Annotated in this window: 16 protein-coding genes and 1 other annotated feature; of the genes, 12 read left to right on the forward strand and 4 right to left on the reverse strand. The window is 40.9% G+C overall.

Annotated elements, in window-relative coordinates; all coding sequences use genetic code 11:
• Positions 1–4: 4 nt before the first annotated feature.
• From Q0C76_RS05220 to Q0C76_RS05230, 3 genes are read right to left on the reverse strand one after another with little or no spacing between them, the layout of a single operon-like run.
• Positions 5–817, reverse strand: coding sequence for a metal ABC transporter permease (locus tag Q0C76_RS05220; protein ID WP_295730755.1), 813 nt, complete (start codon positions 815–817; stop codon positions 5–7).
• The gene (locus Q0C76_RS05225) at positions 817–1485 is read right to left on the reverse strand and encodes a metal ABC transporter ATP-binding protein (protein ID WP_295730584.1); all 669 of its coding nucleotides are present in this window, start codon (positions 1483–1485) and stop codon (positions 817–819) included. Before Q0C76_RS05225 ends, Q0C76_RS05220 begins: the two co-directional genes overlap by 1 nt.
• Positions 1486–1496: 11 nt before the next feature.
• Entirely contained in the window at positions 1497–2408 is a 912-nt protein-coding gene (locus Q0C76_RS05230; RefSeq protein WP_295730587.1) for a metal ABC transporter solute-binding protein, Zn/Mn family, read from the reverse strand.
• A gap of 207 nt (positions 2409–2615) precedes the next feature.
• Between Q0C76_RS05230 and Q0C76_RS05235 the strand changes: the two genes are divergently transcribed.
• The 12 genes from Q0C76_RS05235 to Q0C76_RS05290 all read left to right on the forward strand — a co-directional run bounded on the left by Q0C76_RS05235 (position 2616) and on the right by Q0C76_RS05290 (position 18043).
• On the forward strand, positions 2616–4931 hold the full coding sequence (locus Q0C76_RS05235) for an ATP-binding protein (protein ID WP_295730589.1): 2316 nt from the start codon (positions 2616–2618) through the stop codon (positions 4929–4931).
• A gap of 11 nt (positions 4932–4942) precedes the next feature.
• The gene (locus Q0C76_RS05240; RefSeq protein ID WP_295730592.1) at positions 4943–5788 is read left to right on the forward strand and encodes an alpha/beta hydrolase; all 846 of its coding nucleotides are present in this window, start codon (positions 4943–4945) and stop codon (positions 5786–5788) included.
• A 12-nt stretch (positions 5789–5800) separates the two neighbouring features.
• On the forward strand, positions 5801–6298 hold the full coding sequence (locus tag Q0C76_RS05245) for a phosphatidylglycerophosphatase A (protein WP_295730594.1): 498 nt from the start codon (positions 5801–5803) through the stop codon (positions 6296–6298).
• A 170-nt stretch (positions 6299–6468) separates the two neighbouring features.
• Positions 6469–6711 (forward strand) — a binding site (T-box leader).
• Between the two features lie 139 nt (positions 6712–6850).
• Entirely contained in the window at positions 6851–8479 is a 1629-nt protein-coding gene (locus Q0C76_RS05250) for a peptide ABC transporter substrate-binding protein (RefSeq protein ID WP_295730597.1), read from the forward strand.
• 74 nt (positions 8480–8553) lie between these two features.
• Positions 8554–9486, forward strand: coding sequence for an ABC transporter permease (locus Q0C76_RS05255; RefSeq protein WP_295730600.1), 933 nt, complete (start codon positions 8554–8556; stop codon positions 9484–9486).
• 1 nt (position 9487) lies between these two features.
• Positions 9488–10420 carry an ABC transporter permease gene (locus tag Q0C76_RS05260; RefSeq protein WP_295730603.1) on the forward strand — a complete coding sequence of 311 codons (933 nt, stop codon included), beginning with the start codon at positions 9488–9490 and terminating at the stop codon, positions 10418–10420.
• Between the two features lie 6 nt (positions 10421–10426).
• Positions 10427–11488, forward strand: a complete 1062-nt coding sequence (locus Q0C76_RS05265; protein WP_295730605.1) for an ABC transporter ATP-binding protein — start codon at positions 10427–10429, stop codon at positions 11486–11488.
• Positions 11478–12359, forward strand: a complete 882-nt coding sequence (locus Q0C76_RS05270; RefSeq protein WP_295730608.1) for an ABC transporter ATP-binding protein — start codon at positions 11478–11480, stop codon at positions 12357–12359. Before Q0C76_RS05265 ends, Q0C76_RS05270 begins: the two co-directional genes overlap by 11 nt.
• A gap of 16 nt (positions 12360–12375) precedes the next feature.
• Positions 12376–13590, forward strand: coding sequence for an amidohydrolase family protein (locus Q0C76_RS05275; RefSeq protein WP_295730611.1), 1215 nt, complete (start codon positions 12376–12378; stop codon positions 13588–13590).
• The gene (locus Q0C76_RS05280; protein ID WP_295730614.1) at positions 13571–15487 is read left to right on the forward strand and encodes a S9 family peptidase; all 1917 of its coding nucleotides are present in this window, start codon (positions 13571–13573) and stop codon (positions 15485–15487) included. Before Q0C76_RS05275 ends, Q0C76_RS05280 begins: the two co-directional genes overlap by 20 nt.
• Before the next feature lies 1 nt (position 15488).
• Entirely contained in the window at positions 15489–16694 is a 1206-nt protein-coding gene (locus Q0C76_RS05285; protein WP_295730617.1) for an amidohydrolase family protein, read from the forward strand.
• Between the two features lie 11 nt (positions 16695–16705).
• Entirely contained in the window at positions 16706–18043 is a 1338-nt protein-coding gene (locus Q0C76_RS05290) for a M20/M25/M40 family metallo-hydrolase (protein ID WP_295730620.1), read from the forward strand.
• A 64-nt stretch (positions 18044–18107) separates the two neighbouring features.
• Here the strand turns inward: Q0C76_RS05290 and Q0C76_RS05295 are convergent, their stop codons facing one another.
• A complete protein-coding gene (locus Q0C76_RS05295; RefSeq protein ID WP_295730623.1) occupies positions 18108–19283 on the reverse strand; it encodes an acetyl-CoA C-acetyltransferase in 1176 nt (391 codons plus the stop codon).

The raw sequence follows: 19283 nt of genomic DNA on the forward strand, positions 1-19283 counted from the left end.
CATGTTACTTAGAGCTGGGCTGAACAACTGTTCCTAACTTGTGGAACAATAAAGCTAGAAAGTAAATACCGACTTCAAAAGAAGCCACGAAGAAGCTAACCGGCCAATTAGTGATGTAAGCGGATACCAATCCCAAATAAGTCCCAACTAAGCAGAACATTGTTGATAAAATAATAATGCAATCAATTCGATGGGTAAAGTATTGGGCACTAGCTGCAGGAAGCGTTAATAAAATAAAGATCAATAAGGAACCAACAATCTGAGCCGCAACACTAACGCTAATGGCAAGCAGGAGTAGAAAGATGGTCGATACTAAGTTAATTTTAATACCGGCAGCCGATGCCCCAATGTGATCAAAAGAATCAAATTTTAAAGGCTTAAAAATCATCCCAATCATAATGACCACCAAAATTGATAGGATAATTAATTGAGTAACCTCATGACTGCTAATCCCGACAATACTACCAAATAAAATGCTGGTAGCAGAATTTGACATTTTATTACTTAACGATAAGAACAAAATTCCCATTCCAAAGCAGAGCCCAGATACCGCTGTGGTTACCGACTCACGTCGATTGCTATCGGTACTAAGCTGACCAACGAGAATTGAACTTAATAGGGTAAATAATAGCATTCCATTTAATAATGGCCAGCCTGCAAAAACAGCAAAGGATCCACCAGCAAAGCCAATTTCTGAAAGGGTATGCGTTAAAAAAGACATTTTCCGAGCGACGATAAAAACGCCCATGACACCACTGGTAATCGCAATAAAAGTACTGGCAATGAAGGCATACCGCATAAAATCTAAATCAAACATCATTTTTCTCCCTTCCAATTGGGCAGGTCATTAATCGGTCCTTCCTGATAGCCATCCTTAGTCATATATAGGAAACGGTTCCCATACTGCCGAGCAAGAGGTAAATCATGAGTAACCAAAATGACAGTGAGTCCTTTTTGCCGAAATTTTGTTACTAGATTTAACAGTTCAAATTTCATGGAATTATCTAAACTAGCAGTAGCTTCGTCTAATATCAATAACTGTGGTTGATTGATCAATGCTTGGGCTAAGTAGGCACGTTGTTTTTCACCACCGGAAGCTAAACCTAGTGGTTGATTTTGTAATTGAGTGAGATTCGTCTTTTGCAAAATATTCTGCCGGGCAAGTCGTTCTTGGCGAGTAGTCCACGGTAGCAGGGCAGTTTGGTAATTTAGCCCAACGAATTCACGGATGGAAAGCGGGTATTCTTGATCTAAGTTTCTGAATTGTGGAACATAGCCAATGGATCGTTCTTCTGGCAAGTTAATGGTCCCCGTTTGCGGATGCACCGATCCTAGCAGCGTTCGAATCAAGGTTGTTTTACCGACCCCATTATCACCACAAATAATAAAAAAGTCTCCCTGCATTACTTTGCAGTTCAGAGACTTTATGATGGTGTGATTACCAAACGCCACTGTTAGATTGTCAATCGTGACAAGTGGCTTCATAGCTAATCCTCCTATTGTTCTTGTTTTTGAATTTTAGCCAACTGTTGATATTGGCTCATCATCCATTGCTTGTAGGTTTTTCCTTTAGGCTTTGATTCTGTTACCTTCAGTACTGGAGTGTCATGCTTTTTTGCATATTTGACAAGATTATTAACCACTTTATCACTTGTTTGCGAATTTTCAACAAAGAAAGCTAATTGATGATTTTTCATATCATTTTTAATTGACCGAATATCCTTTGGTGAAGGATCAGTTTCGTCTTCAATTGCTTTTTCAAAATGACGATCAGAAACTTGATAACCAGTGGCCTTGAGCGCGTAATCAAAAACTGGTTCACTGACGGCGACCTTGTTGCGTTGAGGGTTAACGTTATTTTTAATTTTATTAATTTTATCATTAACCGGTTGTAAGGATTGAGCATACTTTTTAGCATTAGCTTGGTAATACTTGGCGTGGTTTGGATCAAGCTTACTGTATTTATCAGCTAATTGATAGGCTAAATCTTTCATCGTGGCTGGTCGATACCAAACGTGTTCATTATCACCAGACTTCTTGCCGGCAACGGATTTCCCAACATTGACTACTTGAAGATTTTTGTGATGATTATTCTTAACTAATTTATTTAACCATGGATCATAGTCTAGACCATTTTCAATGACCACATTGGCCTTGCTAACTTGCTTAGCTTGTTTGGTGCCAGGGTGATAGTCATGGGGATCGATTGAAGTGCTATTAATAATCGACGTAACGTGTCCATAGCGTCCGGCAACTTGGCTGGCTGCTTCACCATAAAAGTCTAATCCAGTTACGACTTGGATTGGATGATCGCTACTACTTGAAGCAAACACTTGGTTCCTACCGGTCACCACAAAAAGGGTGATTGCCATAATTATTAGTCCTAAATAACGGAAAACATGTTTCATTGGAATAACTCCTTCCTTTATTCGTAATTATTACTATTTACGAATAAAGAGTATAATCACCTAATTTTATTTTTGCAAGAGGAATTTAGGAAATTCTTAATTTCAGATTAATATTTATGAATTTCATCATGAATAATTGCTTGAAAAAAGGGCCAGAATAGCCGAAAATAGACCTGTATTCCATGAATAATTATTGGAGAAACAAGAATGTCAAATGAAATTAAAACGACTGGTAATGACATCAATACCAATCGAATCAACATTATTTATAACAACCAAGCTAAACGCATGACGTTAGCACAAATTTTTGATGCAGAAAAGTATCCGCAATTTATGGGGATTACTGGACAAATTAGTCCAGAATTTCTTAATCGCTACCTTGCAAAATTTGTTCAGGTTGAAGTGGCGATGGGGAGCTTACCAACTCGTCATCACTATACTTCAATGGAAAATGTCACTAAAGATGCGTTAGCCAGTGCACTTTTAAATACTGCTAATAAAGCATCAATTAAGCTTTTCCAAAGTCTGAGTTCTCAACTTCAATTAGCTGCATTAGCCGGAGTTCTAAAATTAGAAGTCGCACCAACCCAAGTGATTCATTCTCGGTTTTATCTTTTAGGCAACCCAGCTACTAAAGAGACTCGCGTTATCTTAGGTTCAGCAGACTTAACGGAACCGTCATTTGATGCCAACGCAAATCGCTTTGAAGAAATCATGATTTTTGATAATTCACCGCTCTACAATAGTCTGCTTAAACACTTTAAAGAAGATTTACGGCCAGTATTACAGCCTTATTTTACTAATGAACTATTAAGAGTTGCAGAAAAACAACTAAAAGCACTTAAGGCAGCTAAGGGTGATAATGACAACATCATTATTTTATCCAACGATACGACGGATGAAATTTCACGGCGCGAAATGACTAATTTAATTGTCGACGACGTTCAACACCAGATCGACAAACAACACCTTAGCGCTGGTGTGACCTTGGCAATGCGGAACGTTACTGATAACCGGACGCAAGATCAAGACCGCGAAGAGCGCGCAATTAAACAGCGAGATACTGTCTTGATGCTTGAAAAAGAAGCAGTGTCCCCACGAGCAGCGCGCCCTAAGATCAAAAAGCGAGAAGTCGTAGCAGAAAACGTCAAAAATGCAATGGCTGCGGCAGTTTCACCACAAGATTTAGCTGTCGAAAAGAAATACACAACCTTCCTTTATGATCGACCCTTAGAACGAAATATCGCTCATAACAAAACCGGATTATATACACCAAATGATGCTGGAACATTTCCAATTGCTTTTGGTAAGTTAGCAACAATTAATCAAATTCGTGATGGTATTCACCAAATTGAAAATGTAATTAAGGGTTACCAGCAGTTTGTAGTTGATTTCACGCCCGAATATGGAAAACGGTATTATGAAGCGATTATGTATGCTTTTACAGCTCCATTTTTGTGGGAAATCCGTCAACGAGCGAGTCTTAATCCTGAAGATGGCAATGATATTCCTAACTTCTTGATTTTAGGTGCTAGTGCCGGCTCTGGGAAAACCACCCTTTTGCGGATCATTAATCAACTAACTTGGAACACCGATAAATCGTTGATTGATTTCGGAACAATTTATCCTACAGATACAAATCAACGAAAAGCTAAAACCATGCAAGCTTTAGAATCGTATATGAAGCAGGGGAGTTCCTATCCGGTATTGGTGGATGAAATTGAACCATACTTCTTCCAACAACCACAGTATAGCCGACGGTTAATTGTGGATACGATGAACCAGCTGGTCAATAGTCCGAAACCATATGCTCCATTGATTGGAACAACTAACTACAATTCCGGTTTTACAATGCGTCGTGAAACTGCTCGACGCACTTATTATTTGCAGCTCGATAAAGTCATTGATAGTGAGAAAAAAGGGGTTGCTTCAAAATATATTTACGGTGTCCGGAAAGATCTCAATAATACCCTTTTTAAAGATTTTGTTGTTCGAATGGCTAATTATCTCGAAGATGACAGTACGCCATGGCGATTATTTGATCATACTACTGGTCAGTTGGATTTTCTGGCTAATACAAGAAAAATTTTCCGTGACTATTACAAATTAATTGATGAACCAGTTCCAGAATACTTTTCAGATGGTTTAAGCGATGACTTTGGAGAAAATGCCCGGAGCAAGTGGTCAAAGTTATATCTGACTCAAAAAGATGACTTCATTTATCATGAAGAAAAGAACAGTTTGCTATTTGATATCACTCGTTTAACCACTTTCAATGGTTTCGAAAAGGATTCCATCGAAGAATATCGCAACGCCTTACCTGTTGAAATTTGTGTTGACGGAATTAACGGTAAAAATGGAAAATTCGTCGAATTAAAGGCGCCTGCTTTTTATGATTGGATTGGGGTTGCTAACCCCCAGTTGCAGCCTGAAAAAGCTGTTGAAGAAAACCAAGAAACGGTTACCGAGCCAGTTGAAGAGAAGCCAAAGAAGAAGGGCTTTTGGGCACGGTTATTTGGATAGAAGGTGGCAAAATGCTCGCCAAAATTGGTCGGAGTTTGCTCCGCATCATTATAATAATTATTTTAATTGGCGGAGCGGTGCAACTGTATCTTCTCCGTGGCAGTCGATCGTCGCCAATTGAACAGACCAACCCGCGGGTCGAATATCGTTCAACGCCGACCCTATTAATTCCTGGATGGGGTGGCAATTCATGGACGTATCAAAAGTTGATCCAAACCGCGCAGCAAAAAAACATTGCACAAAAGGCGATGACTATTTGGGTCGCACCGAACGGCCATGTGCGAATCAAAGGAAATCTAAACCATTCTAACCCGATGATTCAGTTATTGTATGATTGGAACTATACACCAGGCTATCAAGCGCAAACTCGTCAGTTAATGCGCGTGATGAAGATTCTTCATCGCAACTATCATGTTCAAAAAATGAATATCATTGCCCATTCTTATGGCGGTACGGAGTGGCTCCATGCCTACATTGGTTCACCTGATCTTCAGAAAAATATTCGTTTTCCCAAAGTCATTCTCTTGGGAACCCCGGTCGATGAAACTTTCGGTGAACGCACTAAGTTTACAAAATGGCTCTTTAAAAAATCGAAAGACGATAATTTTAAGTTGATGGAACGCCAAATTCGTCACACCTCATTCGTAAGGATCGGTCATATTTACAATTGGATGGGTGCTAAAGGTGGTCGGACAGATGGAGAAGTGCCACATATTCAGTCTGAAATGCTCCGTTCGTTAATTCAAAATAAACGGATTCATTATTCAGAACACGTTTATCCGCGAACTAATCATATTCAACTTCATCAAAAAACAATAGTCTTAAACGACCTTTTTAAGACACTTTGGTTCCGTTAATCAGGAGGAAGTATGCAAAACACGAATTTTAAATATCCAGACACGAAAGCTTTTAATTTTGTAGTTGACCGGTTGAAAGCACGGGGAGTTACTATTAACGACCTTGTCGACCTCACCTATAACTTACAAGCGGAATTTATTCCCAACTTAACGCATGAAGAATGTGAGAATGCCGTTATTGATGTGATGCACAAACGAGAGTTTTTAAATAATGCGATGGTAGGTTTGGAATTAGATCGGCTGACCGAAAATCATCAAGTGGCAGAACCACTTGCTTCCATTATTGCCAATGATGCCGGCGTTTTTGGTGTTGATGAAGCTCTTGCTTTACAAATTGCGGAATTATATGGAACTATTGGAATCACTAATTTTGGGTATTTAGATCGTGTTAAGTCAGGCATTATTAAAAAGTTTGATACTGATGGCCAACATGTTAACACCTTTATTGATGATTTATTAGGAGCAATTGTGGCCGCAGCTTGTGGTAAATTAGCTCATCAAGAAGCATAATTAATGAATCTGCGAAAAATTTTTCGCGGATTTTTTAATTTGTGCGTAATCCTTCATACCAGTAAATAAAACGATTACATTTAATCGTCATATTACAAAAATGTGAGAAAACGTATTGACAAATTAGAAATTTCTAATTATTATCTTACCCAATAATTAATTGAACAAAGCATTTTGCGATGAGAGGAACAGTAAATGTTTTCTTGGTGATCAGAGAGTCCCCGTTGTGGTGAGAGGGGAAGACCATAGGAAGGTTGAAGATCATCCTCGAGCAATGTGACTTGAACATCTTGAGTAGAGTCACCAGGAACGCATCCTTTATCATGCCGGCGTATGAACACGTACGCGCGAGGTCTAGCCAGCAATGACTAGATAAAATTAGGTGGTAACACGGTAAATGGATCGTCCTAAGTAGCTATGAATTAGCTACTTAGGACTTTTTTTGTTCAATCAAAATAATTTTTAGTGAGGTGAGGAAGATGGAATCAGACATTACAGACATTAGTGAGATTAAAATTTCGGTTAAACCAACACCTTACAGGAGGAATCATTATGAAGATGAACAAAAAAATGATGACTTTAGCTGGAGTCGCTTTAACAGCAATGTCGTTAGCAGCGTGTGGTAACAGTGGCAAGAATAAAGCTAGTGGTGATTTAAATGTCACCCTCAAGGCGAATCCAGTAACTTTAGATCCAGCAAAGACAATCGAAACCCCAAGTACTTCGATGCAAGTTCAATCATTTGAAGGACTACTGAAATTTGATAAGAATAACAATGTTGTTCTCGGTGAAGCAGCTACCCAGCCTAAAGTTACCAATGATGGAAAAACTTGGACCTTCACTTTAAAAAAGGGTCTTAAGTGGAGCAACGGTGATGAGGTGACAGCCCAAGACTATGTTGCCTCGATGCGTCACTGGGCTGATCCTAAGACCAAGTCCCAAGCAGCAGATAAGGTCGCTAACTTAGCAAACTATGATCAGGTTGCTAAAGGGAGTATGCCAACGTCTTCCTTGGGTGTAAAAGCCCTTGGTAAGTATAAAGTTCAATTTGACCTTGCTAAGAAAGAACCAACCGTTAATGTTCGTAATAATTTTGCTGCTAATCTCAAACCGGTTAATCATCGGGTTCTCGCTAAAGAAGGTAATAAATACGGTTCTTCGTCTTCTAAAGCTGTCTACAACGGTCCTTTCAAAGTTGCAAATTGGACTGGTGGAAGCGATGACGAATGGAGTTATGTTAAGAACGAACGTTACTACAACCAAAAGCAGGTCAACATGAAAAAGGTCAATGTTCAAGTTACTAAAGACAACAATACAGCCCAAAACCTTTTTAAGTCTGGTAAGGTTCAAGAAACTGCTGTTACAGCTGATTACGTCAAAGGTAATAAGGGTAACAAAGAACTCCACACGAGCTTAATGGCCACCCAGTACTACCTGTATTTCAATGGTAAGAATGAATTGACAAAAAATGGAAACTTCCGTCAAGCCGTTAATTACGCATTTGATAATAATCAATTAGCCAAGAAGGTCCTGCAAGATGGTTCCGTTGGGGCCACTGGATGGGTGCCAAAGGGTGACATGAAAAATCCAAAGACTGGTGAAGACTTTGCTAAACAAGCGGGCGATCTTCAAAAACAAAATAAACAAAAGGCTCAGAACTACTGGAAAGCAGCCCAAAAAGATCTTGGCAAAAAGAAGTTAACGCTAAACTTATTAGCTGATAATACTGACGATCAAAAACAAGTGGCAGAATATCTTCAATCGACACTTCAAAAGCAATTCAAAGGCTTAAAAGTGGAAGTTACAACTTTACCGCATGCTCAACACGTTAGTCGTGATTTTGCAGGAAAATTTGAATTAAATCTGACTGATTGGAACTCCAATGTTCCTGATGCTTCTGATTTCTTATCACTTCTTAAAACTGGCAATAAGGTTAATTTCACTAACAATACTGATCAGAAATTAGATAACTTACTGAATGAAGCAAATGACGGAACGAAATCTGCACACGAACGTTATCAACTTCTTCAAGAAGCTAATAAGCAAGTTCACACCAATGCCGATGGGGTTCCACTTTACACCGCCGCCCAAGCCCACTTAGTTTCAAAACACGTCACTGGTTTGAACTACGGGCCGTTTAACACAGTTGCTCAATACCAATACGCGCAATGGAAAAAGTAATTAACGTGATCAATAAGGAAGGTCGACTTGCTCCTCTGTCTGACCTTCTTTATTTATAACAACAGGAGGCAACTATGAAAAAGTATCTATTAAAACGTTTCCTAATGATGGTAATGACCCTGTTCATTGTGGCAACCCTGACGTTCTTTTTGATGAAAATGATTCCGGGGTCACCATTAGGCAACATCATGAAATTAACTAAAGCACAACAATTAGCAGTGGAAAAACAGTATGGATTAAATCGTCCTGTGTGGCAACAATACCTAGCGTATATGGGGGGATTGTTGCACGGTAGCTTCGGAATGTCATATCAGTACACAGGTACTTCAGTTGCTGAATTAATTGGGCGAAGAGTTGGTCCTTCAATCCTAATTAGTTTTCAGGCACTGGTGTTAGGGGTTGTCGTCGGGATAGTACTTGGTAGTCTCGGTGCATTGAAAAAGGGAACATGGGTTGATACCAGCAGCAGTACGTTGGCCGTCATCGGAATCTCATTTCCCAGCTTCATTTTAGCAATTCTTTTGCAATACTACCTAGGCTTTAAATTAGGACTATTTCCAGTAGCAAGTTGGGATGGATTCCCATCGACAATTTTGCCAACGATTGCCTTGTCAGCTGTACCAATGGCACAAGTTTCACGGTTTGTCCGAACCGAAATGGTGGAGGTTTTGAACTCTGACTATATCCTTCTTGCGAAGGCAAAGGGCCTTTCCGCACATGAAGTTGTTTGGCATCATGCTTTAAAAAACAGTATTATTCCCGCTTTGACTTTAATTGGTCCATTAGCGGTGACATTAATTACCGGTTCCATGGTGGTCGAAAACATCTTTTCAGTCCCAGGAATTGGCGAGTTATTTATCAACTCAGTTTTAGCAAATGACTACCCGGTAATCATGGGCTTAACGATGTTTTACTGTTTACTACTATGTAGCATTATTTTATTAACTGACATTGTTTATGGACTGGTTGATCCACGAATTCTTTCGGAAGAAAAGGGGGAACATTAATATGAAACAATCTCAAACGGTCTCACCATTTGAATTTGTGAATGCGGATATTCTCAACAATCATTCTGGAGAATTAGCAGAACAATCACTATCATTTCGAGCTAAGGCTTGGTGTGAATTAAGAAAAAATAAGACAGCAATGATTTCGTTGGCTTTTCTAAGCTTGGTGGCCGCGGTTTCACTAATGTCGTTCGTTTGGATGCCCCATAACCCGAACACTCAAAACGTTAGTCTGGCTAATCTTCATCCGTTCCAAAATACTAGTTATTTACTGGGAACCGACAATCTTGGACGGGACATGTTTTCAAGACTACTTTATGGAACACGGATTTCATTGATGATTGCGATCTTTGCGACAGTGGTTGACATTGTAATCGGGGTTCCATACGGCCTCGTTTCAGGTTGGTGCGGCGGTCGGGTAGATAATATCATGCAACGGATGATTGAAATTATTAGTTCAATTCCAGAATTAGTCTTAATTATGTTATTGCTGATCATTTTTAAACCAGGATTAATATCCATTGTATTTGCCATTGCACTTGGCTCTTGGGTTCTAATGGCAAGATTAGTACGTGCCTCCGCAATGCAACTTAAAAATGCTGATTTTGTTTTGGCTGCCCGATCAATGGGTGAAAGTCCCCTTAAAATTGCTTGGCATCATATTCTTCCTAATACCATGGGTGTAATTATTACACGAACGATGTTTACCATTCCCGCTGCAATCTTTCTTGAAGCTTTATTATCATTTATTGGCATCGGTGTCAAAGCGCCCAATGCATCATTAGGAACTTTGCTAAACGCTGGTGAAAAAGGTTTTCAGTTCTATCAATACCAGCTTTGGGAACCAGTGATCATCCTTTCATTAATGATGATTGCCTTTAACTTACTTGGTGATGGGCTTCGTGATGCATTTGATCCAAACACAAAGAGGTGAATTAAATTGACTAAAGACGTTTTAAAAATTAAACATCTCTCCATCAATTTCCAAACTTTGGAAGGAGATGTCCACGCAATCCGTGATGTGACACTTAAACTACATCCTGGAGAAATACTTGCGCTTGTTGGTGAATCCGGTTCGGGTAAATCTGTGACGACAAAGGCAGTAATGCAGTTATTGCCAAATAACGCCAAAATTATCAGTGGATCGATTGAATATGAAGGTCATGACCTTCTCAAAATGTCAGAAAAAGATTTACAAACCCTTCGTGGTAATGAATTAGCAGAAATTTTTCAAGACCCGATGACGGCGTTAGACCCAACAATGCGCGTGGGCCAACAAATTATGGAACCTCTTTTAAAGCATCAGAAACTGGATAAAGCGACGGCGCGGCAACGTGCATTAGCAATTATGGGAAAAGTAGGGATCGTCAACGCTAAACAACGTTTTAACAATTTTCCATACCAGTTTTCTGGTGGAATGCGCCAAAGAATTGTGATTGCAATGGCATTAATTTGTCATCCCAAGGTATTAATCGCGGATGAACCGACAACCGCATTGGACGTAACAATTCAGTCCCAAATTTTGGCATTAATTAAACAACTCCGTGATGAACTACAAACTGCAGTTATTTTCATCACTCACGATTTAGGAGTTGTTGCTGGTATCGCAGATCGAGTAGCTGTGATGTACGCTGGACGCATTTTAGAATTTGGAACTGTCCAGGATATTTTTTACGATCCAAAGCATCCTTATACAGTAGGTTTATTGAAATCAACCCCCACTTTGGACATGAGTGACGGGGAGTTGGAATCAATCCCAGGAAATCCACCAAACTTGATTAACCCACCAGCAGGAGATCCGTTTGCCAACCGAAACCAACATGCTCTTGGGATTGATTTTCAAAAACTTCCACCATTTTTTAAGGTTAATGATACACACTATGCAGCCACTTGGCTTTTAGCTAAACAGGCACCCAAAGTACACCTAACTACCAAGCTTGAACAGCGGCGTCATCATTATGCAGCCCGTTTAGAAAAGGAGGCATCCGCAGATGAGCAATAATCTTATCGAAGTTCATCATTTAAAGAAATACTTTCACCAGGGACATCCCGATGAAGTCCATGCAGTGGATGATATTAGTTTCAATATTCATCGTGGCGAGGTATTTGGATTAGTTGGTGAATCCGGTTCAGGTAAAACAACGACTGGGAGATGCATTCTTAACTTGTATCAGCCGACTAACGGCCAAGTAGTGTACGGTGGCCACAATATTACTTCACTCAAAAAAGAACGGGTCTTAAAAGACTTTCATCGTAAAACTTCTATGATTTTTCAGGATCCATATTCATCGCTGGACCCGCGGATGTCGGTTCGGGATATTATTGCAGAAGGTTTAAGGGTCCATCAACAGACTAATAATCGTAGCGAATTGGACCAAAGAGTTGCTGACACAATGGAACTGGTTGGTTTATCCCCAGATGTTATGAACCGCTATCCATATGAATTTTCTGGAGGGCAGCGGCAACGAATTGGTATTGCTCGCTCACTTGCAACCGAACCAGAATTTGTGGTTGCTGATGAACCACTATCTGCCCTCGATGTTTCAATTCAAGCGCAAATTGTTCAATTAATGGAACACTTAAGGGCAACTCGTCAACTTACGTACCTGTTTATTGCCCATGATATTTCGATGGTTAAATACATTTCAGATCGGATTGGTGTAATGTACCACGGAAAATTAGTTGAATTAGGGACCGCAGATGATATTGTGAATCATCCTCTTCACCCATATACCAAGAGCTTATTGTCAGCCGTTCCAGTTCCTGATCCAAATTATGAACGGATCCGTCAACCATTCACTTATCATGATGATTCAGCCAAGATGCCATTGCGCGAAATGACTGCTGGTCATTATGTGGCGCTGGCAGAATGAAGAAGGAGGTTATAAAATGACAACTTTATATAAAAATGGTCTAGTCTTTAACGGTAGTGAGTTTACCCCAACAGACTTTTTAGTCGATCACGGCCGGTTTCAAGCAGTTGGCCGTAATCTGGACTTAGCTGACCAAGTAGTTAATCTCAAAGGATACTATGTTACTCCGGGATTGGTAAATGCCCATACCCACATGACACTATCTTCTGATCCCCATTATTGGGATGATAAGCCCAAAAATACGGTTACCAAAACTGTTCTGGCATTACACAATCTTCAAGAAGCATTAAGTGTCGGCGTCACATACGTCCGTGATGTCGGTTCAACCGCAAATGTTGATCTAAACTTAATGAAGTTAGGCTTACCAAATTTGCCTGGAATTGTGGGCAGTGGTCGTGCTCTGTCGATGACTGGCGGACATGGTGCTAATAAAGACGGCCATCCCGAGGAAGGAACATTAGAGTGTGATGGCGAAGCTGAAGTGAGAAAGGCTGCTCGCGCTGTTCTACGTGCTGGTGCTAGAAATGTTAAGTTAATGGCTACTGGAGGAGTAGCTTGTCCAGGAGAGACCCCGTTTGATGTGCAGTTCTCTCAACAAGAATTACGGGCTGCAGTGGAAGAAGCTCACCATAAAGGCTTTTCAACAGCTGCTCATGCGCAAGGAACCACTGGAATTAAAAATGCAGTTTTAGCTGGGATCGACTCAATTGAACATGCCATTTACGTTGACGATGAGACATTGGAATTAATGAAAGCTCACGGCACATTTGTTGTACCGACATTAGTTGCGCCACTGGCAATTTATGAAAATCCAACTGAACTACCTGAGTTTATGGTTAATAAAGCAAAGTTAGTTGCTAAAGATCATTTAAAGAGTATTAGACGAGTGGTTGAAGCAGGAATTCCGGTGGCAATGGGCACTGATGCAGGAACTCCTTATAACACATTTGACCATTGGGTGGTTAATGAACTGAAAATGTACCTAACGGCAGGAATGTCACCAGTCCAGGTATTAAATTCTGCAACCTCTGTTGCCGCTAAACTCCTGCGGATTAATGATCAAATTGGTCAGGTAGCTAATAATTTTGAAGCAAATTTTGTTGTACTTAAAAAGAATCCACTGGATGATTTTGCGTCTTTTGAACAAGCGATGGCTGTCTTTCGGAAGGGAAAGTGTGTTGTTAATCGACTAACGAAAGTGGGTGATGAAAATGAATGGTTTAACTATTAACGATTTAGTTAATTTGGTGAACGTTGGTGATTTAAAAACGAATGGTCAGCATACTGTTTTCGTGACTGCTCAGCCAGATGCAAACCAATTAAAACAGTACCAATGGAGTGTTTATCATCAACTTGGTGACCATCAACAATTATTATTTTCTGTCGATCAGCATCCGGGCTTAACATTAAGCAATCATCCTACTAATTATCTTTATTATTCCACAATGGATAACCATAAAAAAGCTACTAGGCTGCATCAATTTAATTTGTTGACAATGAGTGAAGAACAAACTTTCAAGTTAAAGGATCGTCAATTAAAAGTTGAATTTGAATTGAATAAGCATGAGTTAATTATGTCTGGCACCTACCACGTAAATCAACCGGTGACCGAGCCATGGCATGAAGTTAGTGAAGTGCCATATTGGTCCAATGGCGAAGGCGCGGTGAACAATACCCGTCACCATCTATGGAAATTTAACCTGATTACCAAAACCTTGCAGGATTTAGTACCCACTAATTTTGATGTCGCTAATTTTTGGTATCAAGATCATCGGCTCCTAATAAGTGGTGTGTCTTATCGTAAAAGTCGACCATTTAAAGATGGTTTATATGAATATAATTTTGATCGACAACAGTTATTAGACCTGATTAGTCCAGGACAGTACCGCTTTGATGATGTTGCTGTATTGAATCATCGACTGTTTGCTGTGGCCAGTGATGGTAAGCGGTTTGGCATGGGCGAGAACCCAAAGTTTTATGCCTATCAAGATCATGCGCTAATGTTAGTAGCTAATTGGGATCGTGAATTTGGTAATATTGTTGTTAATGACATGACAGTAGTGGGCGGTAATTCAGCTAGCGTCAGTCATGATCAGCTTTTCTTCTATGCGACTGTTACCGATCACAACGAATTTTTTAAATTCGACGGTCACACTGTAACGAAATTGTTTAAGTGGAATGGTGCTATAAACTCATTTGCAATTACTAAAACAAGCATCCTTTTTACTGCAACTACCGCTGAACAACCACAACAACTTTATCGATACCAAGCGGACAAATTTGAAAAATTAAGTCACTTTAACAGCTTTCTAAAGCAACGGCAGGTTGCCCATTTTCATGAATTACATTATTTGGATTCCACTGGAAAAAGCGCAGTTGGCTGGTTATTGAAACCGACTAACTACCAGTCTGATAAGAAATATCCCGCCGTATTAGAAATTCATGGCGGACCGCGGGCAGCCTATGGACACAGTTTCTTTCATGAAATGCAGGTGTTAGCAAATCATGGTTACTTTGTATTCTTTACCAATATCCATGGATCAGCAGGTCAAGGAAATAAATATGCGGATCTTCGTGGAAAATATGGACAAGTTGATTATGATGACTTGATGGCATTTACTGACGCCGTATTAAATCAAACACCAGCAATCGATCCACAACGTTTGGGTGTGACAGGTGGCAGTTATGGGGGCTTTATGACTAACTGGATTGTCGGACATACCAATCGTTTTAATGCAGCGGTCAGTGAACGCAGTATTGCAAGTTGGTCATCAATGATGATTTCAGATATTGGACCTGAATTTGTTCCTGATCAAATGGGAATGGATTTGTTGGGCCAACAAGGGATGGACAAGTATTGGTGGCATTCACCGTTACGCTATGTCAACCGAGTACAGACACCAACGCTATTTTTACACTCAGATCATGATTTTCGCTGCCCAGTTGTTGAAGGTTATCAAATGTTTCAAGCGGTGAAATTGCAACACCAACCAACTAAAATGTTGGTCTTTCACGGTTCCAACCACAATTTATCAAGAAATGGACGACCAGATCAAAGAATGCAACGACTCAGAGAAGTTTTAACATGGTTTAATCAGTACTTAAACAATCATAAAGAAGGCGAGTAATATGACGACAACTGCATATTTCAATTGTAATTTATTCCAGGGAACCGCAGATCAAGTAACTCAAAATGCTTGGTTTGAAGTTGATAATCAGACTGGCAAATTAACGCAGGTTGGCAATGGTCACTATGATGGGAATGCAACTACCAAGGTAGACTTAAAGAATCGCTACGTCATGTCAGGATTAGTTGATGCTCATACCCACATGTTTATGAATCCATTAACGAATAAGCTGTACTATTTAACTGAAACCGAAGGCACTCTTCAAGCACTGGAAAATCTGCGTGAAGGATTAAAAGCTGGGCTCACTTATGTCCGTGATTGCGGTGCCGCCTTTGACGTTGATGTTAAACTGCAAAAGTACCGTCAGGAACACCCATTTACTGGACCCCAAATTATGCCTTCCGGGCGACCAATGTCAATGACCGGTGGTCATGGCGATTTTACTGAAGGCGAGCATGGTGAAACCACGTGGGGCTACCTTGTTGATTCACCAGAGCAGATGCGACATGCGGTGCGTCTGGCCTTCAAAGAGGGCGCCAAAAACATTAAGGTAATGGCAACTGGTGGTGTCATGTCAGCCACTGATCAAGTTGACGATACGGAACTGAGTCTTGAAGAACTCACGATGGCGGTCCAAGAGGCCCACTCTAAGCACATGACCGTTGCAGCTCATGCAGAAGGGGCAACCGGAATTCATAATGCAGTCGTTGCAAGAGTCGATTCCGTAGAACATGGGTGTTACGTTCGTCATGAAGACGTTGAATTAATGAAAAAGCAGGGAACTTATTTAACGCCAACCTTGATTGCTGGCTACACCATTCCAAAGTACGGGCAAGGAAAACTGCCTCAATATATGTTGGACAAAGCAGGCGCCTTCTTAGACGACTTCTTCCTCCATGTTGGTGACGCAATTAAATCAGGTGTGAAACTAGCTTTCGGGACCGATTCAGGGACCCCGTTTAACGCCTTTAAAGATGCTCCGCTTGAGCTTAGTTTAATGGTTAAGGCCGGCGCTACTAACTACCAAGCATTACAAGCCGCTGGATTAGGGTCTGCGTCATTATTGGGAATTGCGGATGAGTATGGAAGTTTGGAAGCTGGAAAATATGCTGATTTCTTGGTCTTAGACCAAAATCCGCTTGAAGATGTTGGCGCGGTTCAACAAACTGACAAAGAAGTTTATCAGCATGGTCAGCGCAAGTTTTAGGAGGGATGTTTATGACAGAAGAACGAAGAGCGGTTGAGCAATACGCTCTTGACCATTGGACCGATTTTAAAGAGTACTTGGAACATCCCAGTATTTCAGCACAAAACACTGGAATTCAAGAAACGAGTGACTATCTAGTTCAGACGTTCAAGGATCTGGGGGCAACTAACGTTGAAAAGTGGAAAGACCAAGGCGGCAATCCGGTCGTTTTCGCTGAATTTAAAGGGACTGCTGATCGAACAGTTCTCTTTTACAATCACTATGATGTTCAACCACCAGAACCATTGACCGAATGGCGATCTGACCCGTTTAAACCAACTGTCAACGGTAATCACCTCGTGGCACGGGGTGTTTGTGATGATAAAGGTGAATTAATGGCTCGCCTTGGGGTTGTGAAATATTTTCAAGAACATGATGGCTTACCAGTTAACCTGAAATTCTTCGTTGAAGGTGAAGAAGAAACCGGCAGTCAACATGTAGAACAATACGTTAAAGCACACAAGAATCAGCTAAATGCAGACGCCTGTATTTGGGAAGGTGGCGGCAAGAACTCCGCCGATCATTTTGAAGTCATCGCCGGTGTTCGTGGAATTGTTAGTTTTGATATTAAAGTTAAGACTGCGGATGCAGATATCCATTCATCATTAGCTAACTATGTACCCAATGCGGCTTGGCGTTTAGTAGAAGGACTCGGGTCATTAAGAGATCCCAAAAACGGCCGGATTACTGTGGGTGGTTTTTATGATGACATTTCTCCACTAACCACTGGCGAAAAAGCTGCTGTTAAGCAGATGGATTTTGCTCAATCAACCGTCAAAGAAGCGTATGGTTTAAAGCAACCATTGATTACAAATCATCCACGTGAAGAAATTGTCAACGGAACTACATTAACGATTAATGGTCTTTCATCCGGCTACGAAGGTAAAGGCGTCAAAACAATTGTCCCTCGTGAGGCCCGTGCTAAATTAGATTGCCGATTAGCACCGAATCAAGCTCCCAAAGACATTATGGATAAATTAAAGCAACAATTGAAAGCGAATGGTTATGGTGACTTCGAAGTCAAATTAAACGTTGCTGAAGATGCGTGGCGGACACCAATGGATGATCCCTTTGTGCAGGCAGCCCTGCAGACGGCGCGTGTTGTTTATGGTCCAACCACTAAATACGTACCGAATACTGCAGGAGGCGGACCGGTTCGCCCATTTGGCGAGCTTCTGGGATTGCCAGTAGTTATGGTTGGAGTTCATTACGCAAAGAGCGGGCCGCATGCTCCAAATGAACATCTGCGACTAAGCGATTATGCTGAAGGAAGCTACTATTTAGTAAAGTTATTAACAGAATTAGGATAAAATTAAACAGCTCTTGCACTTCATTACCGTCTTCTGCGAGAGCTGTTTTATCTATTATAGATTATTAGTGATTAATTAACGTTGCCGCACCCATGCCTCCGCCAATACAAAGGCTTGCAACCCCTGAATGAACATTGCGACGTTGCATTTCATGTAAGAGCGTCACAATAATTCGCGCACCAGTAGCACCAAGCGGGTGACCTAATGCGATGGCGCCACCATTAACGTTCACCACTTGCGGATCAATGCCCAACTTGTGAATTACCGTTAGCGCTTGGTTAGCAAACGCCTCATTGATCTCAAACAAGTCAATCTCATCCTGAGTATGGTTAGTAGTCTGTAACAATTTTTGAATAGCATAATAGGGACCAATCCCCATAATGGCCGGATCAACACCAACCAAGCTGCTAGCCGACCAATACCCAAGAATCGGTAGTCCATGATCTTTAGCATAACGCTCCGAGGTTAGTAGAACAGCAGCGGCACCGTCATTAATTCCAGACGAATTACCAGCAGTAACCTGCCCATCTTCCTTAAAAACGGGTTTTAATTTAGCCAGTTGATCCATTGACGTATGACGAATTGCTTCGTCATCTTTAACAATCCTTGTCTGTCCATGACGACCATTAACCGTTACTGGAACAATTTCGTCAGCGAACCGTCCAGCTTGTTGCGCAGTCGCTGCTTTTTGCTGGCTAGCTAATGCAAGCTGATCAATGGTTTGACGACTTTCTGGGTATTTTGCCAACAGATTTTCTGCTGTCATTCCCATCGGATAATTCCCATAGGCATCTTTTAATCCATCTTGGTAAAGACTATCAACCAATTCTGCATTCCCGTAGCGATAACCAAACCGTCCTTTAGGAATTAGGTAAGGGGCATTTGACATACTTTCCATTCCACCGGCAATGACCACGTTGGCAACTCCGAGCAGAATTTGTTGAGCAGCCAATCGGATAGCCTGCATTCCCGAACCACAGACGTCATTAATCGTCGTTGCAGGAATTTGTTCTGGTAGACCGGCGGCGAGAGCTGCTTGACGCGCCGGATTTTGTCCTTGACCAGCAGCCAGAACATTGCCCATAAACACTTCATTAACGTCATGAATGTTAATTGAAACATCAGCTAGGACATTACCAATCACCAGCGATCCTAAATCAACAGCTGATTGACTAGCCAAGGCACCGCCTAATTTTCCGATTGGCGTGCGTTTAGCACTGACAAATACTACTTTCTCCAC

It is taken from the genome of uncultured Limosilactobacillus sp. (assembly GCF_934202705.1).
Lineage (GTDB): Bacteria > Bacillota > Bacilli > Lactobacillales > Lactobacillaceae > Limosilactobacillus.

What these genes read in the sequence shown, in the direction of transcription:
- Q0C76_RS05245 (WP_295730594.1), top strand. Translation starts at nt 5,801, where the DNA reads ATGCAAAACACGAATTTTAAATATCCAGACACGAAAGCTTTTAATTTT.
- Q0C76_RS05240 (WP_295730592.1), top strand. Translation starts at nt 4,943, where the DNA reads ATGCTCGCCAAAATTGGTCGGAGTTTGCTCCGCATCATTATAATAATT.
- Q0C76_RS05220 (WP_295730755.1), bottom strand. Translation starts at nt 817, where the DNA reads ATGTTTGATTTAGATTTTATGCGGTATGCCTTCATTGCCAGTACTTTT.
- Q0C76_RS05250 (WP_295730597.1), top strand. Translation starts at nt 6,851, where the DNA reads ATGAAGATGAACAAAAAAATGATGACTTTAGCTGGAGTCGCTTTAACA.
- Q0C76_RS05285 (WP_295730617.1), top strand. Translation starts at nt 15,489, where the DNA reads ATGACGACAACTGCATATTTCAATTGTAATTTATTCCAGGGAACCGCA.
- Q0C76_RS05225 (WP_295730584.1), bottom strand. Translation starts at nt 1,485, where the DNA reads ATGAAGCCACTTGTCACGATTGACAATCTAACAGTGGCGTTTGGTAAT.
- Q0C76_RS05275 (WP_295730611.1), top strand. Translation starts at nt 12,376, where the DNA reads ATGACAACTTTATATAAAAATGGTCTAGTCTTTAACGGTAGTGAGTTT.
- Q0C76_RS05235 (WP_295730589.1), top strand. Translation starts at nt 2,616, where the DNA reads ATGTCAAATGAAATTAAAACGACTGGTAATGACATCAATACCAATCGA.
- Q0C76_RS05270 (WP_295730608.1), top strand. Translation starts at nt 11,478, where the DNA reads ATGAGCAATAATCTTATCGAAGTTCATCATTTAAAGAAATACTTTCAC.
- Q0C76_RS05260 (WP_295730603.1), top strand. Translation starts at nt 9,488, where the DNA reads ATGAAACAATCTCAAACGGTCTCACCATTTGAATTTGTGAATGCGGAT.
- Q0C76_RS05255 (WP_295730600.1), top strand. Translation starts at nt 8,554, where the DNA reads ATGAAAAAGTATCTATTAAAACGTTTCCTAATGATGGTAATGACCCTG.
- Q0C76_RS05290 (WP_295730620.1), top strand. Translation starts at nt 16,706, where the DNA reads ATGACAGAAGAACGAAGAGCGGTTGAGCAATACGCTCTTGACCATTGG.
- Q0C76_RS05280 (WP_295730614.1), top strand. Translation starts at nt 13,571, where the DNA reads ATGAATGGTTTAACTATTAACGATTTAGTTAATTTGGTGAACGTTGGT.
- Q0C76_RS05230 (WP_295730587.1), bottom strand. Translation starts at nt 2,408, where the DNA reads ATGAAACATGTTTTCCGTTATTTAGGACTAATAATTATGGCAATCACC.